The organism is Virgibacillus sp. SK37 (genome assembly GCF_000725285.1).
GTDB lineage: Bacteria > Bacillota > Bacilli > Bacillales > Amphibacillaceae > Virgibacillus_Q.
Map to the genome: position 1 here is coordinate 2,183,700 of NZ_CP007161.1, position 15,648 is coordinate 2,199,347.

Annotated in this window: 15 protein-coding genes; all 15 read right to left on the minus strand. The window is 36.7% G+C overall.

What is annotated here, in order from left to right:
• Nucleotides 1-5 precede the first annotated feature (5 nt).
• Nucleotides 6-1,601, minus strand: coding sequence for a flagellar basal-body MS-ring/collar protein FliF (gene fliF / locus X953_RS11305; RefSeq protein WP_040955671.1), 1,596 nt, complete (start codon nucleotides 1,599-1,601; stop codon nucleotides 6-8).
• Between the two features lie 57 nt (nucleotides 1,602-1,658).
• Nucleotides 1,659-1,964, minus strand: a complete 306-nt coding sequence (gene fliE / locus X953_RS11310) for a flagellar hook-basal body complex protein FliE (RefSeq protein WP_040955672.1) — start codon at nucleotides 1,962-1,964, stop codon at nucleotides 1,659-1,661.
• A 16-nt stretch (nucleotides 1,965-1,980) separates the two neighbouring features.
• A complete protein-coding gene (gene flgC, locus X953_RS11315) occupies nucleotides 1,981-2,427 on the minus strand; it encodes a flagellar basal body rod protein FlgC (protein ID WP_040955673.1) in 447 nt (148 codons plus the stop codon).
• A 3-nt stretch (nucleotides 2,428-2,430) separates the two neighbouring features.
• Nucleotides 2,431-2,820 (minus strand): flagellar basal body rod protein FlgB, encoded by a 390-nt coding sequence (flgB, locus tag X953_RS11320; protein ID WP_040955674.1) that lies wholly within the window; start codon nucleotides 2,818-2,820, stop codon nucleotides 2,431-2,433.
• A 308-nt stretch (nucleotides 2,821-3,128) separates the two neighbouring features.
• The gene (codY, locus tag X953_RS11325) at nucleotides 3,129-3,908 is read right to left on the minus strand and encodes a GTP-sensing pleiotropic transcriptional regulator CodY (protein ID WP_040955675.1); all 780 of its coding nucleotides are present in this window, start codon (nucleotides 3,906-3,908) and stop codon (nucleotides 3,129-3,131) included.
• Nucleotides 3,909-3,935: 27 nt separating this feature from the next.
• Entirely contained in the window at nucleotides 3,936-5,333 is a 1,398-nt protein-coding gene (hslU, locus tag X953_RS11330) for an HslU--HslV peptidase ATPase subunit (protein ID WP_040955676.1), read from the minus strand.
• Nucleotides 5,334-5,351: 18 nt separating this feature from the next.
• Nucleotides 5,352-5,897, minus strand: a complete 546-nt coding sequence (gene hslV / locus X953_RS11335; RefSeq protein WP_040955677.1) for an ATP-dependent protease subunit HslV — start codon at nucleotides 5,895-5,897, stop codon at nucleotides 5,352-5,354.
• Nucleotides 5,898-5,902: 5 nt separating this feature from the next.
• Nucleotides 5,903-6,826, minus strand: a complete 924-nt coding sequence (xerC, locus tag X953_RS11340) for a tyrosine recombinase XerC (protein ID WP_040955678.1) — start codon at nucleotides 6,824-6,826, stop codon at nucleotides 5,903-5,905.
• Between the two features lie 295 nt (nucleotides 6,827-7,121).
• Entirely contained in the window at nucleotides 7,122-7,439 is a 318-nt protein-coding gene (locus tag X953_RS11345) for a hypothetical protein (protein ID WP_040955679.1), read from the minus strand.
• 763 nt (nucleotides 7,440-8,202) lie between these two features.
• Nucleotides 8,203-10,281, minus strand: coding sequence for a type I DNA topoisomerase (gene topA, locus X953_RS11350; protein WP_040955680.1), 2,079 nt, complete (start codon nucleotides 10,279-10,281; stop codon nucleotides 8,203-8,205).
• A 99-nt stretch (nucleotides 10,282-10,380) separates the two neighbouring features.
• Complete coding sequence (gene dprA / locus X953_RS11355) at nucleotides 10,381-11,313, minus strand: DNA-processing protein DprA (protein ID WP_369792743.1); 933 nt, start codon at nucleotides 11,311-11,313, stop codon at nucleotides 10,381-10,383.
• Nucleotides 11,314-11,394: 81 nt separating this feature from the next.
• Complete coding sequence (gene sucD, locus X953_RS11360; protein WP_040955681.1) at nucleotides 11,395-12,297, minus strand: succinate--CoA ligase subunit alpha; 903 nt, start codon at nucleotides 12,295-12,297, stop codon at nucleotides 11,395-11,397.
• A 43-nt stretch (nucleotides 12,298-12,340) separates the two neighbouring features.
• On the minus strand, nucleotides 12,341-13,501 hold the full coding sequence (gene sucC / locus X953_RS11365) for an ADP-forming succinate--CoA ligase subunit beta (RefSeq protein WP_040955682.1): 1,161 nt from the start codon (nucleotides 13,499-13,501) through the stop codon (nucleotides 12,341-12,343).
• A gap of 93 nt (nucleotides 13,502-13,594) precedes the next feature.
• Nucleotides 13,595-13,876, minus strand: a complete 282-nt coding sequence (locus tag X953_RS11370) for an EscU/YscU/HrcU family type III secretion system export apparatus switch protein (protein WP_040955683.1) — start codon at nucleotides 13,874-13,876, stop codon at nucleotides 13,595-13,597.
• Nucleotides 13,873-15,630: a hypothetical protein gene (locus X953_RS19150; protein ID WP_052350119.1), complete on the minus strand. Its 1,758-nt coding sequence runs from the start codon at nucleotides 15,628-15,630 to the stop codon at nucleotides 13,873-13,875. Before X953_RS19150 ends, X953_RS11370 begins: the two co-directional genes overlap by 4 nt.
• Nucleotides 15,631-15,648: the final 18 nt, after the last annotated feature.

A 15,648-nucleotide genomic window follows, 5' to 3' on the forward strand; every position in this document is an offset into this window, starting at 1 on the left:
ACCTCCTAATCTTCCCCAATCCAACTTCTTAACAATTTTGCAAAATCTTCCGGTTTTTCCTTTGCTATTTTTTCTAATTGTTTTCTGCGGATAACAGCTTCTGATTGTTCATTGTCAGGCATTTCAGGTATTGTAGTAACTTTTTCTTCCGTTATATCTTCAACTACTTCTTCTTCTTCGACTTGGTTTCTTTTTCGGAAAAGTAGAATTGCTAAGAGAATAATAATCACTAATAATACTGCACCTGTTATATACAACCATTTCCGAATTGCGCTCACCTTCGATTCTGGAATTGACGGTTTACCATTAAATTCCTGGAAGATGATAGAAACCTTTTCTTCTGGATTAACCTCTCCATATTCTTTACTTACGGAAGTACTGACAATTGAGTTAAGAATGGAAGATATTCCTTGCTCTACTGCTGTCTGCTCCTGCTGGGTAAGATATTGAACTTCCTTATCATTTGTATCTTTTTTGTTATTAACAGCAACTTGAATGCCAAGATCCCTTATTTTATAAGGACTTTCGACAATATCTTTTTGGATTCTGCTAAATTCGTTATTAACAGTCTCTTTCGTCATTTCATAATCGCCATTTCCATTCTCATCAGCAGCGGGATAGTTTGTAATGTCTTCCTCGCCAGTTCCTGCTGTACCTCCAACAGGTGGGTTGCCCGAATAAGTTTCCTTAATCGTTTCAACACTGACAGGAAGTCCCTCCATGTTTTCTAAATCTACCGGTTCTACAATATTTTCGGTCCTTTGTTCCTGTGTAAAATCAACATCAGAGGTTACAGAAACAATTACATTTTCTATTCCAACCATTGCACCAAGCATTTGCTGCATTCTGCGTTGAATGTCCTTCTCTATATCCCTTTTAACTGATTGCTGATATGTATATGTGTCTTGGGTGCCTTGTGTTGTTTGTGTATTCTGGTCAAAATAATTAGAGTATTGATCCATAATCACGATATTTTCTGCTGGTAGATTGGGAACAGCTTTGGATACTAAGTGATATAAAGACTCAATTTGATTATTTTTAAAATCATAACCAGGTTTTGTTTGCAGGACAATGGATGCGCTGGCTGTTTGAGAATTTTCATCAACAAACACAGGTTCTTCCGGCATATTAATCATTACTTTAGCATCTTCAATACCATCAATTTTTCCAATCATGTTGGAAAGTTCTGTTTGCATTGCATCTAATTTCATCATTTTAAATTCATTTTCAGTCACACCCCAGGAGGCATTCTCACTAAAAAAAGAATAATCAATATTTCCGCTGTCTGGAATTCCTTGACCAGCCAGATCTACAAGCAAAGAATCTACTTGAGCTTCCGGCACAAGGATAGTTGTACCTCCATCCTGTAACTCATATTCAACGCCCCTAGCATCTAACTCCGTTTTTATCTGACCGACTTCCTGTATCGTCAAATTATTGTATAAAGGGACGAAGGTCTTTCCAGATGTAAAAAAGATGAGCACTAATACCAAGATGATCACAAATAAGATAGAGCCAAAGAAAATAGATTTTTGACTTTTCGTTCGCTGTGTCCACCAACTGGTTGAAGTTTCTTTCCATTTCAATAATTTTTCTTTCATAGTTTCCCCCACCAAAGTGCCAAAAAAATAAAACGCCTATTTAATAGCATTTTTGTATTAGACTTGCATTCGCATTATTTCATTATAAGCATCGATCGCCTTACGTTGAATTTGCACTGTTGTATCCAAAGTAATACTTGCCTTTTGTGCTGTAATCATAACATCATGCAAATCATCCACTTTTCCATTCACTAATTCTTCCGTTTTTCTGTCTGAAGCTATTTGTGCTTTGTTAACATCGTTCATCGCTGATTTTAAAGAGTCTGCAAAATTAGCTTGTGCTTTTCCCGGCGAAATTTTAGGTTTAACTTCCTGAGAAACGGGTATAATTGAGTTAGGAACAGGATTCATTATAGTTTTCATTCGTTAGCCTCCTATATTATTTTCCAATTTCTAATGCTTTCATTAACATAGCCTTACTTGCATTTAAAGAAGTAATATTTGCCTCATAGGAGCGAGTGGAGCTCATTAAATCGACCATTTCCTTTAATGGATCAACATTCGGAAGCTGAACATAACCTTGTTCATTTGCATCGGGATGTGCAGGATCATAAACTAATTTAAATGGTGACTGGTCTTCCTTAATCCGGGAAACTTTTACCCCTGTATTTGTACTTGAATCTGTAGCTTTATGTAATAAAGAGCTGAAACTAGCTTGCTTTGGTTCCATTGAAACTATTTTCCGTCTGTAAGGCACATATTCTCCATCTTCCATGGAAGCTCTTGTCGTCTGTGCATTTGCAATATTAGAAGATACTACATCCATGCGTAATCTTTGTGCTGTTAACGCACTCGCACTGGAATTTATCGAATTAAAAATTGACATTTGTTAGTTCCCTCCTCTAATCACTTTCTGCAAGCTTCCGAACTTCCCATTGATACGGTCAACAAGGGATTGGTAATATATTTGGTTTTTAGCTAAATCAGCCATTTCCTTATCCACGTCTACATTATTTCCATTATGGTTATATCCAGTACTATTTTTATTTATCGTTCGAAAACCCGAATCGCCATTATTGAAAGTAAAATGCTTCTCATGAGTTCTTTTAGCTTCCAAAGTTGAGAGATTGTGTTTTAGTACATCGTTAAAAGCAACATCTTTTGCTTTATAGTTTGGTGTGTCGATATTTGCAATATTATTGGATATGGCTTTATTCTTTGCCGATGAGTATCCAAGTGCATTTTCCAAATTATTAATAGTGCCTCCAAACATTGACAAGATATTTCCTCCTTCGACGGACATAAAAATTATTTTCCTACGAATATTGTATGTTAATTTGCCTATAAAGTCTATTACTTTTCGACATTTTCTTTAACAAGAAAATAATATAGTTAATAATAACCAGTAATAACTACTTATTTTTTTAGCTGAATTTGGAATAAAACTAGCAAAACGCTGGTCACGAATAAAAAAAAGCACGAAATGTAGTGCTTTTTGATCTTTTTCAATATAGTCATATTATGAATGTATTATTTAACTCTTTTTACATATAAAAAAAGCTGGGTATTAAAACCCAGCTTTTTTATTTATCTTGAACGCAGTTTTTCTAATTCGACAAGGAATTTGCTGTTAAGCACTTTGATATATGTTCCTTTCATACCTAAAGAACGTGATTCAATTACTCCAGCACTTTCTAGTTTACGTAATGCGTTAACAATAACAGATCTTGTTATACCTACTCTGTCAGCTATCTTACTTGCAACTAAAAGCCCTTCATGTCCATTCAGTTCTTCAAAAATGTGGTCAATGGCTTCCAACTCACTGTAAGATAATGAACTAATTGCCATTTGAACAACAGCTTTACTTCTTGCTTCCATTTCGATTTCTTCTGTTTTTTCATGCAGAATTTCCATACCAACAACAGTTGCTCCATACTCAGCCAATAGCAAATCATCATCATTAAAGGTTTCTGATAGTCTGCCTAGCACCAATGTTCCTAGGCGCTCTCCGCCTCCAATGATTGGCACAATAGTTGTATAACCATTTTTGAACAAATCCTTGTTTTCCACTGGAAACACAGTATGCGGACTATCAATATCAAGATTTGCAGTTGTTTCATGAATATTAAATAATCCTTGTGTATATTCTTCAGGGAATTGTCTTTCTTCGAGCATATCTTTCATACGTTCGTTCTCAATTTCCTGATTAATAGCAAAACCTAATAATTTTCCTCTTCTGCTTAAGATGTATACATTACCTTTGATAACCTCTCTTAGTGAAGCAGACATATCATTAAAATTCACCGATTTTCCTGTAGCTTTCTGTAACATTGCGTTGATTTTTCTTGCTCTAGTTAATAATTCCATAATAATCCTCCATTCAATTCAATATTGTTATAGTATAAATTGGCTTAAATCTTTGTTTTTTACAATAGAACTTAGCTTTTCATCAACATAAGCAGGAGTAACTTCTATCTTCTCCATATTAATATTTGGTGCTTCAAATGATAGATCTTCCAAAAGTTTTTCCAGTATAGTGTGAAGGCGTCTCGCTCCGATATTATCCGTGTCTTGATTCACCTGGTAGGCGACTTCCGCTAATCTATCTATAGCTTCGTCAGTAAAAACAAGGTTTATACCTTCTGTCTTCATGAGCGCTTTATATTGTTTTAACAAAGCGTTAGAAGGTTCTTTTAGTATTCTGGTGAAATCCTCTACAGATAGTTTTTCTAATTCTACCCTTATAGGGAATCTACCCTGTAGTTCAGGAATTAAATCTGAAGGTTTCGCCATATGGAAAGCTCCTGCAGCAATAAATAGCATATGGTCCGTTTTCACAGTTCCGTGTTTCGTAGTTACAGTTGAGCCTTCTACTATAGGAAGAATGTCTCGTTGAACTCCCTCTCTTGACACATTTGCTGAGTTATCTTGCTTTGCGGCAACCTTATCAATTTCGTCGATAAAAATTATTCCAGCTTGTTCAGCTCGCTCTATCGCAATCTGAGATACCTCTTCCATATCTACAAGTTTTGCAGCTTCTTGCTGTGTTAAAACTTTTCTAGCTTCTGAAACTGGTAGCTTTCTCTTCTTGGTTTTTTTCGGCATAAATTGACTGAATGCATCTTGCATATTCATGCCCATATGCTCCATACCGGAACCTTGTAGCATATCAAACATAGAAGGTGGAGTTTCTTCTATTTCAATTGTTACCAAATGATCTTCAAGTTCCCCCAATTGCAACTGGTGTTCTACTCTTTTTCTTTTACTAACAATTTCTTCATCAAGATCTTTTTCATTACTTTTTTCGGTATCATTATTTGTTTGACCTGAAAAGAGCATCTCAAATGGATTTTTGATATTGTTATCCTTTTTTACTTTAGGCACCAACAGTTTAACAAGTTTTTTATTTGCCTCTATTTCAGCCTTACCTTTTACTTCGATAATTTGTTCCTCTTTTACCATCCTTATAGCCATTTCTACGAGGTCGCGAACCATGGATTCCACATCTCTACCGACATAGCCGACTTCAGTGAATTTAGTCGCCTCCACTTTCACAAATGGTGCTCCTACAAGTTTAGCCAGACGCCTTGCTATTTCCGTCTTACCTACCCCAGTTGGGCCCATCATCAAAATGTTTTTAGGAACAATCTCATCTTTTATCGTTTCTTCAACATGCATGCGTCTGTAACGATTTCGTAATGCAACTGCTACTGATCTTTTCGCATTTTTTTGACCAATGATATATTTGTCCAATTGGTCAACTATTTGCTTAGGAGTGTAGTTTATACCCATTTATAGAAAGGCCTCCTTTTAGTCAAGTACCTCTAACGTAATATGGTCATTGGTGTAGACACATATTTCTCCTGCAATCTTCATTGCAGCTTCAGCAATTTCTTTTGCAGTTAGCTGATTAGAATATCTAGCTAACGCTCTTCCTGCACTAAGCGCATAATTACCTCCAGAACCGATTGCCAGTATTCCGTCATCTGGCTCAATTACTTCCCCTGTTCCAGATACAAGAAACATATTCTCTTTGTCCATAACAATCAGCATAGCTTCTAATTTTCTTAATACTTTGTCACTACGCCATTCTTTAGCTAGTTCTACAGAAGCTCTAGCCAGATTACCGTTATATGCTTCCAGTTTCGCCTCAAATTTCTCAAACAAAGTAAAAGCATCCGCAACAGATCCTGCAAACCCTGCGAGAACTTGACCTTTAAATAAGGTGCGAACTTTTTTGGCTTTATGTTTCATTACAACTGCATTTCCGAGTGTAACTTGCCCATCGCCACTCATGGCACATTGGCCATTATGCTTTATGGCGAATATAGTAGTAGCATGCATTTCATTAGTCAACAACCTCACCTCTCTGACCCATTTTGATTAGCTCGTGGATGACTGTTCATATAAACTTTGCGTAAATGGTCTTTAGTAACATGAGTATATATCTGTGTTGATGATAAATTTTCATGTCCCAGTAGCTCCTGAACACTTCGCAAATCTGCGCCCTCATTAAGAAGATGAGTAGCAAATGTATGTCTTAATTTATGTGGGTGAACATGTACCGTTAATGCGGCATCTTCAACCATTTTATTCAAAATCAGACGGATACCTCTGGAAGTTAGAGGGTTGCCACGTGAATTTAGAAATACCATCTGGGTGGATGCATTACTTTTTTCGAGTAACCTTTGCCGCCCTTCATTTATGTACGTTTCAAGAGCTATTTCTGCAAATCTCCCAAATGGAATATATCTTTCTTTTCTTCCTTTCCCTTGTACCAGCATTGTCCCAATTGAAAAATCAATATCGTTCATCTTGAGCTTTTCACACTCACTAACCCTCATTCCTGTAGCATATAAAGTTTCTAGAAGAGCTTGATTACGCTGGCCGATGGGGTTAGTCAAATCACTGACATCAAATAGTTTTTCAAGTTCCTGGCTATATAAAAAACCTGGAATTGCTTTTTTGGTCTTAGGTAATTTAATGTGTGTAAATGGGTTTTTGGAGAAAAGCCCCTCGCGCTCCATAAATTTATAAAAGCTTCGCAACGAAGAGACTTTTCGTGAAACACTTCTTCTATCAAGTTGTTTATTGTACAATCTGGTCAGAAATACTCTGATAACTGCTTGATCAACATCATCTAGTTTTGAAATTTCTTCTTCTTTTAAAAAGCAAAAAAAATCCTCCAGATCACTTAGATAATATTTTACAGTGTAGGGAGAGGCGTTCTTTTCAATTTGCAAATATGTCGTAAATGCTTTAGAAGCAGTACTAAAATTATTCAAGGTTCCACCTCATTTGAACAGCGAATAAATCATACCATACAATAAAATGTATTGCAATAAATTTAACTAAATTGCAACAAAATTCTGAAACAAGTTATTTCCACCCTATTTTTTGTTTTCCTATCACATATTTTGGCTAAAACTATTTAATTAATATTGTCAAGTAAATTTCCTTAGCACTTGGTAATTATAGCTACATCAAAAAAATTAGTCAAACAACAGCCTTTTATTTTATTTAGAAAAATATAGAAGGTGAAAATTTTATGAACAGACTGGTATTACTTGTATGGACAAATTAACGATTAATTATTCCTAATTCACTAATTTTTGTTTTTGTGTCACCGGTTCCCAGCTCGTATAACATATGAAAGATTCTCATCATATGATCATCATAGGCATTTCTTTCATCATCTGCTCCCCATTCATCGAATGGTTTTGCTAAAAATGCCATTGCATTTTTTTCATTTTTGTCCTTCTTCATAAATAATTCGTTTAATTGCTCGATCTCGTTATGGTCTGCAATAATCTCATATTCAATACCGCTTCCCGGAAGTGATACCTCTCTAATATCTTGCGTATCCACCGTTACAAAATAATGCTTTTTATCAACCATAATTATCCCTCCTATTAACAACAATTCCCGTTTTCCATTGAATAAAACTTCCGTGGGAGTCAAAGGGAGTTGTCACAACGAAAAACTATCAGCTTTATCCCAACCAGATAGTCAGTTTACTGAAACTCCATGCCCCAGTTAATACTTTGAAAATGATAAAGCACAAAATTTTATTCTTTGGTTCTATTGCTATTGTTAGAAAAAACATATTTTGTTCAATTCGTAGTTGGAAGGAACTGCGACCTAATTTGGCTTATAAAAAGCTCAGTGAAATATTTGAGTAGACGCGCCCCATTGATTTCCGTTGCATGCGGACGCTTTCCGCCGGCATGGCTTCAGCCGCTTCCTCCGCTACGCTCCGTCCAGGGTCTTCAGCTCATGCTATTCCGGCAGGAGTCGCCGCATTCCACTCCAATCAATTGGTATCCAGCACATTCTCGGAGTATGCGAACGCAATTTCTCTTCCTAGATATAATAATAAATAGTAGCGAAGGGGAAATATGAAGACTCCTGTGGGAGGAGAGGCCTCGATGAGACCCCGGAACGCGTAGCGTGAGGAGGCTCATCAGCCGCCCACGGAAAGCGGAATATTTCCCCGTAGCGGTGATTTACGCAGCCTCTATATTTTTAGTTACGTCGCAGTTTATCTATAATCCGCATCATTGAATAACCCAACATATACATTAGAATCTATTTTTTACTATTATTTTATAACGAAAAAACTACTCCCAATCCGAGGAGTAGTTTCAATTGCGATAAAATATTAGGTTTGCGGCTTTTCTTTATATTCGCAATTTGTACATTGAATTTGTGTTTCTTTTTTGCTCTTCTTCTCTACTAACAAAGCATCGCATTTTGGGCAAGGACGTGATATTGGCTTATCCCAAGAAATAAAATCACATTCAGGATAACGATCACAACCATAGAATACTCTACGTTTTTTAGTTTTGCGTTCGACCACATTACCTTCTTTACATTTTGGACATGTAACCCCTATTTCCTTAAGAATTGGCTTTGTGTTTCGACATTCAGGAAAATTCGAACAAGCTAGGAACTTTCCATATCGTCCCATTTTATAGACCATTTCATGCCCGCAATTTTCACAGTCAATGCCAGCTGGTTCATCACGAATCTCTACTTTTTCCATTTCTTTTTCTGCTATTTCCAATCTTTTCTCAAAATCCTGGTAAAACTCATCAATAATCTTTACCCACTCTGTTTTCCCTTCCTCAATGGCATCTAAATCACCTTCCATTTTGGCTGTAAAGGTTGCATCAATAATCTCAGGGAAAAATTCGTCGACTAGTTCAAGGACAATGGTCCCTAATTCGGTTGGGATAAACCGTTTGTTATCAATGGTAACATATCCTCTTCGTTGAATGGTATCTAAGGTTGGTGCATAAGTGGAAGGTCTGCCAATCCCTAATTCTTCCATAGTACGCACTAATCTTGCTTCTGTATATCTTGGAGGAGGCTGTGTAAAATGTTGATTCGGCTTTATTTCTTTGGCGCTTACTTCCATACCTTCTGTTAAATCAGGTAAATATTTATCGTCTTCTTTTTTCTGGTCATCATTGCCTTCAACGTAAACTTTCATAAACCCTTTAAATTTTATTTTGGATCCAGTAGCTCTAAACTCGATTCCATTGTTTACTAAGTGGACGGTCATGGTGTCCAGTATTGCTGGCGCCATTTGGCTTGCCAGAAATCTTTCCCAAATTAATTTGTATAAACGCAATTGATCTCTGGAAAGAATTGCTTTCATTGTTTTAGGATCTCGTAAAACTGAGGTTGGCCGAATAGCTTCGTGTGCATCCTGGGCGCCTTCCTTCTGTTTTGCTTGCTTTAAATTCCCCAGGTAATCTTTTCCATAAGAATCTTCAATATATCCTTTTGCTTCCTGTACTGCTGTTTCTGAAATTCTGGTAGAATCTGTTCTCATGTATGTTATTAGACCTGTTATTCCGCCAGCTTTCTTTCCCAAATCTATTCCTTCATACAACTGTTGTGCGACCATCATGGTTTTTTTAGCTTTAAAATTCAGTTTACGAGCAGCTTCCTGTTGTAAAGAGGAAGTAGTAAATGGTTTTGCAGGATTACGTTTTCGTTCTCTTTTATTTACTTTTTCAATACTAAATTTCTTACTATCCAGCCCTTTAATAATTTGCTTGACATCATCTTCTGTTTTAAGTGCTTGTTTTTTCCCTTCGATACCATAAAAAGAACCTTCGAAGCTTTCTTTACCTTTTTCGAATAAACCTTCAATGGACCAATATTCTTCAGGCTTAAAGTTTTCGATCTCTTTTTCACGATCGATAATCATTTTTAATGCTACAGACTGTACACGGCCAGCACTAAGACCTTTCTTTACTTTCTTCCATAGTAGTGGACTTATGTTGTAGCCTACTAATCGGTCAAGTATTCTTCTTGCCTGCTGAGCATCTACTAAATCTGTGTCAATCGTACGTGGATGTTTAAAAGACTCTTTAATTGCATCTTTGGTAATTTCATTAAATACAACCCGACATTCTGATTTTTCATCTACATTTAATATATGAGCGAGATGCCAAGCGATGGCTTCTCCTTCTCTGTCCGGGTCAGCTGCAAGATATATTTTCTTAGCTTTTTTGGCTGCTGACCGTAAATCTTTTAATACATCACCTTTTCCACGTATTGTAATGTATTTTGGTTTAAATTGATCCTCTATATCAACACCCATTTGGCTTTTTGGAAGATCTCGAACATGACCCATGGATGCTTTCACTTTATATTTTTTCCCTAAATATCGTTCAATTGTTTTAGCTTTTGCTGGTGATTCTACGATTACTAGATAATCTGACATTGTATTTCCTCCCAAAATGCACTTGCAAATAATAAATGGAAATCTTCACTAATAGTAAATATATACTTCACTTTTGTCAAACATACGGTAAATTTTAATTTATAGGAGGGAGAAATTGCTTTGGAGATCTGTTTCCTGAAGATTACATAGATTATGGCCATGTACATACCATTCCTCGATTATATCATGAGGACCTTTAACAAGCTTAGCCCCTTCTTGAATCAATTTATGGCATCCTTCGGTTTGAGGTATAAAAGGTGAACCCGGGACAGCAAACACTTCCCTCCCCTGCTCAAGAGCTTGATCTACGGTGATAAGGGTACCGCTTCTTTCTTTTGCTTCAATTACAAGTGTACCGAAACTAAGCCCACTGATAATGCGATTTCTTTCCGGAAAATGGTATCTTTGTGGAGGAAAATGTGGAGGATATTCTGATAAAACAAGACCTTGTTTTACCATGTCGTTAAATAAAGGAATATTATGTCGTGGGTAAATATGTCTGAAGCCTCCACCTAGAACGGCGATCGTTTTTCCCTTATTACTTAAAGTGAGATGATGTGCATAACTATCTATCCCCGCAGCCATGCCACTAATAATAATCCATCCAAGATCGATTAATTCTTCTAACATCCATTTTGTCTTTTTTTTACCTTCAATAGATGGATGTCTTGTACCTACTACACTTAATGAAGGTATTTGCTGTAAAAGGGTAACATCTCCAGCTGCATACAGAACGAGTGGGGCATCAGGAATATGTTTTAATAATAGAGGATAGTCCTTATCAAAAATAGTGAGGATTTTGTATTTGCTTGCGTAGATAGTGAGTTGGTTAATAATTGTGTCACTTCGAAGATCATTGTAAAAATAATTACTAGCTTTTGAAGTCAGTGCATATTGTTGAGCAATAGTTGTGGGAGAAAGATGATAGATGTTATTCAGCTGAGGATCCTTTCTTAGAACATTACGAATAAATCGACGTGTTGAACCCCTACATGCGGAAATATGAATTAATCTGTTTCGAAAAGAGTTCAGTTAAATCCCTTCCTTTCTAGTAAAAGTATAATAACAGGAACCTGTACGAATATTTCCAGGTTCCTGTTTAAAAAGAGCTTATTAATGTGTTTTACATTTTTCTTTTAAACCATTTTCTTCTAGTGCTTTTATCATCGTTTCGCCCATAACTGCTGGAGTTTGAGCTACTTTGATTCCACATTCATTCATGACACGGATTTTTTCATCAGCAGTACCTTTGCCTCCTGAAATAATAGCACCGGCATGTCCCATACGTTTTCCTGGAGGTGCAGTAGCTCCGCCGATAAAGCCGACTACAGGCTTCTTCATATTTGCTTTCACCCATTCAGCCGCCTCTTCTTCTGCAGTACCACCGATTTCCCCAATCATAATTACTGCTTCTGTTTCCGGGTCCTCATTAAAGGCTTGTAAAACATCAATAAAATTAGTTCCGTTTACTGGATCTCCACCAATTCCTACTGCTGTAGATTGGCCGTAACCTGCTTCAGATAATTGATGCACAGCTTCATAAGTAAGTGTTCCTGAACGAGAAACAACGCCAATATGCCCTTTTTTATGAATATATCCAGGCATAATACCTATTTTACATTCCTCTGGCGTAATAACACCAGGACAGTTAGGACCAACAAGACGTGTTTTCTTACCTTCCATATAACGTTTAACTTTAACCATATCCATAACAGGAATATGTTCCGTAATACAGATTGCAAGATCTAATTCTGCATCCACCGCTTCCATAATTGCATCTGCAGCAAAAGGTGCAGGTACATAGATAACGGATGCAGTGGCACCTGTTTGATCAACTGCCTCTTTAACTGTGTTAAAAACGGGTACTCCTTCTACTTCTGTACCGCCTTTTTTAGGAGTAACTCCACCAACAATTTTCGTTCCATACTCGAGCATTTGCTTTGTATGAAATTTTGCTGTTCCACCTGTAATACCTTGGACAATTACTTTTGTATCTTTATTTACATATACACTCATTTTCGTCCGTCCTTTCTACATGATCTTATTCCGAATTAAATTACTACTTAACCAAGGAAACTATTTTTTCAGCACCATCAGCCATTGAACCTGCAGATGTGATATTCAAACCAGACTCTTCAAGGATTTTCTTGCCTAATTCAACGTTCGTTCCTTCTAAGCGTACTACCAATGGAATTTCAAGACCTACTTGTTTTGTCGCTTCCACAACACCTTCAGCAATTACATCACACTTCATAATACCACCAAAGATATTTACGAAAATCCCTTTTACGTTGGAATCCGACAGAATAATTTTAAATGCTTCTGTTACCTTTTCAGCAGTAGCACCGCCCCCAACATCTAGGAAGTTGGCCGGATCGCCGCCATAATGCTTGATAATATCCATCGTGGACATAGCAAGACCAGCACCATTTACCATACAGCCAATATTTCCATCTAGAGAAATGTAGCTCAGGTCATATTTTGATGCTTCGATTTCCTTTTCATCTTCTTCGTCAAGATCACGTAATTCCATTACATCTTTCTGACGGAACAACGCATTATCATCAAAGTTTAGTTTTGCATCTAATGCAAGAACTTCCCCATCACCAGTAGTAACTAATGGATTAATTTCAGCAATTGAGCAATCCTTTTCCACAAATGCAGTGTAAAGGCTTGACATAAATTTAACAGCTTTACCGATTAGTTCATCCGGGATATTAATATTAAACGCTAGTCTTCGAGCTTGATAGCCTGATAGGCCTACTACAGGATCGATCACTTCTTTAAAAATCTTTTCCGGAGTAGCTTCAGCGACTTCTTCAATTTCTGTTCCGCCTTCTTCTGAAGCCATCATAACTACACGGGATGTGGCACGGTCAAGAACCACTCCTACATAATATTCTTTTTTAATATCACAGCCTTCTTCGATAAGAAGTCTTTTTACCTCTTTACCTTCTGGTCCTGTTTGATGTGTTACCAACGTTTTACCGAGTATTTCGTCAGCGTATGTACGCACTTCGTCCAAGTTTTTAGCAATTTTTACGCCACCAGCCTTTCCTCGGCCACCAGCATGGATTTGAGCTTTTACTACAGTAACATCACTTCCCAGTTTCTTTGCAGCTTCCACAGCTTCATCCACTGTATATGCAACATGCCCATTAGGAACGTTCACGCCGTAGTTTCGCAAGATATCTTTCCCTTGATATTCATGAATGTTCATCCTTAATCCTCCCATCAAAATTCACTGCATTTCTATTGTATTAAAAAACAACAAATTTCACAAGAATAAGGGAAATTTGTTGTCACAGAATTGTTAATGTTTTTCGGTCTGACTAAGATTTTTATCAGTATGATAGATAAAAGCAAAGACTTCTGCTACCGCCTGATACAACTCCTCAGGGATTTTTTCATTTATATTAAGTTCAGCAAGAAGCTCAACAAGAGATGGATCTTCAAGCACCGGAATGTTATTTTCTTTTGCTTTATTAATTATATTCTCAGCTGTTAGACCTTTTCCTGATGCCGAAACTACAGGGGCTGTCTGATTACTCTGATCATATTTAAGTGCCGCTGCCTTTTGCACGTGTTTGTTCATATCCTAAAGTCCACCCCTTTATATGGATGTTGAGTCACGCTTTGCTCACCCCTTTTAAACCCTTCGATGTTGCCATTCTTCAGCTGAATATGTGTAAGATTATAGTCTAGCTCTTTAAGCTTATTCTTCAAAACAGTTTTCAAGCTCTCAGGGAGATGGTTAAGGTGCCCTGATTGATTAAACACTGTAAGGTTAATATTTCTCTTTTGAATATTCATGTCTATAATTGTATCTTTCAAATTTGCAAGCTCCAAATAAAAAATAATATGACAATAATCCGGGTCGATTTCCCCATTATCTTTTCTTTTCCCTTTAAAATCGAGTTCAAGGTCATTTTTTAAGCCAATCTTTTCACCTGGTAAGAGAAGATTAGCAGCTATTCCATCAGGAGTATCCATTACTGAATTCAACTGCATCCCATTAATATAATGTAGAAGCTTTTGACTTTGTTCTGTAATAGAGAGATCGCTATTGGAAAGTATTTGTATTAACAACTGCTTTACAGTTATCTCATTAGTTAGCCCTTTTGATATATTGTGCTCGTCGTTCAAGCCCATACTACTCAATTGTTGATTTAGATGTAATAAGAACTGTTCCTTAGGTGAAGATAGGGAAAATAGTTGATCCTTATTTATCCTTCCAAGTAACCTCGTAGCAATGGTATACATGTTTTCATCCGTTAAACTTTCTATAAAAGAAAAAATTCTACCTAATGAAGCTGTATTATTTTGCAGTCTTGTTGTAATATATTGCTCTTGTTCAACTGTCAATAAAGGAGATATCCTGTCATTGATCTGTTGCCTGAGCTGTTCAAACAATTGTGTAGGTAGCCGTTCAATAGATGGCGCAAGGGTTTTCCAAAAGGCTAATGCTTTTTGGGCCTCATCTATTAACATCATTTTATTCTCAACCATTTTAGTAAGTCGGGTAGGTAAGCTTTCCATTGTGTCTGATCGTATATATTTTAGTACCTCTTCCATTTGATATGGGGATGCTGAATTGACTGGTGCCACTGATTTTTCACCGTCAGTGATACCTTTTTCTCCTACAATGATTCCAGTAAATCGAAGAAACCTATCCATGTCACTGTCAGTTACTTTCAACTCATTAAATAATTGCCTGCTGATGACATCTTCTATACCTCGCGAACGTTGTAACAAGTCATGCAATCGCTCATATAAGACCCGGTGGTTTCCTTTATTTTGCACCTGTTCATATAAGACTTTCAACTCTTCGTTTAGTGAGGTGTCCCCAAATCTCGTCGCAAAAGCTGCATAGGTTGATGTGGATAAAGGGAATTTCCCCTGGATCATCTTTACTGTTAATTGAATGGCATCCGTTTTATTTTTTGATTCTCCCACTAGCTGGATTGCTTTAACTAATTGGTGTTTATCAAAAGGGATTCTTTTGCTGATTAATTCATCTACAAGAGAAGTAGAATATTTGGTTGCTTTTAAACCTAAATGGTTTATCAGCTCATCTAAATTTTCTTTACCCTTGCTTTTACTTATCTTCCCTAACACTTTTAATCGTACCATTTGGTCTGTTGAGGTTACCAGAAAATGATATCTTCCACCAATTGTTAAGGAAGCTTCTAATTGGGCATTCATTTTTTTATCTCCAAGCTGGATTAACGCTTTATTATCAGGATAGATTTTTAAAATATGACCTTTTACAATCTGACCAGACTGTAGCTTAGGTTGACTGGATATTATTTTGGTAGAATGAAATCCATTTATTTTAAATGCATCCAATCAGAGAACCTCCTTGTA

Excerpts from the sequence above, each read along its gene's own strand:
- fliF (WP_040955671.1), bottom strand. The coding sequence starts at position 1,601 with ATGAAAGAAAAATTATTGAAATGGAAAGAAACTTCAACCAGTTGGTGG.
- fliE (WP_040955672.1), bottom strand. The coding sequence starts at position 1,964 with ATGAAAACTATAATGAATCCTGTTCCTAACTCAATTATACCCGTTTCT.
- flgC (WP_040955673.1), bottom strand. The coding sequence starts at position 2,427 with ATGTCAATTTTTAATTCGATAAATTCCAGTGCGAGTGCGTTAACAGCA.
- codY (WP_040955675.1), bottom strand. The coding sequence starts at position 3,908 with ATGGAATTATTAACTAGAGCAAGAAAAATCAACGCAATGTTACAGAAA.
- hslU (WP_040955676.1), bottom strand. The coding sequence starts at position 5,333 with ATGGGTATAAACTACACTCCTAAGCAAATAGTTGACCAATTGGACAAA.
- X953_RS11345 (WP_040955679.1), bottom strand. The coding sequence starts at position 7,439 with ATGGTTGATAAAAAGCATTATTTTGTAACGGTGGATACGCAAGATATT.
- topA (WP_040955680.1), bottom strand. The coding sequence starts at position 10,281 with ATGTCAGATTATCTAGTAATCGTAGAATCACCAGCAAAAGCTAAAACA.
- sucD (WP_040955681.1), bottom strand. The coding sequence starts at position 12,297 with ATGAGTGTATATGTAAATAAAGATACAAAAGTAATTGTCCAAGGTATT.
- sucC (WP_040955682.1), bottom strand. The coding sequence starts at position 13,501 with ATGAACATTCATGAATATCAAGGGAAAGATATCTTGCGAAACTACGGC.
- X953_RS11370 (WP_040955683.1), bottom strand. The coding sequence starts at position 13,876 with ATGAACAAACACGTGCAAAAGGCAGCGGCACTTAAATATGATCAGAGT.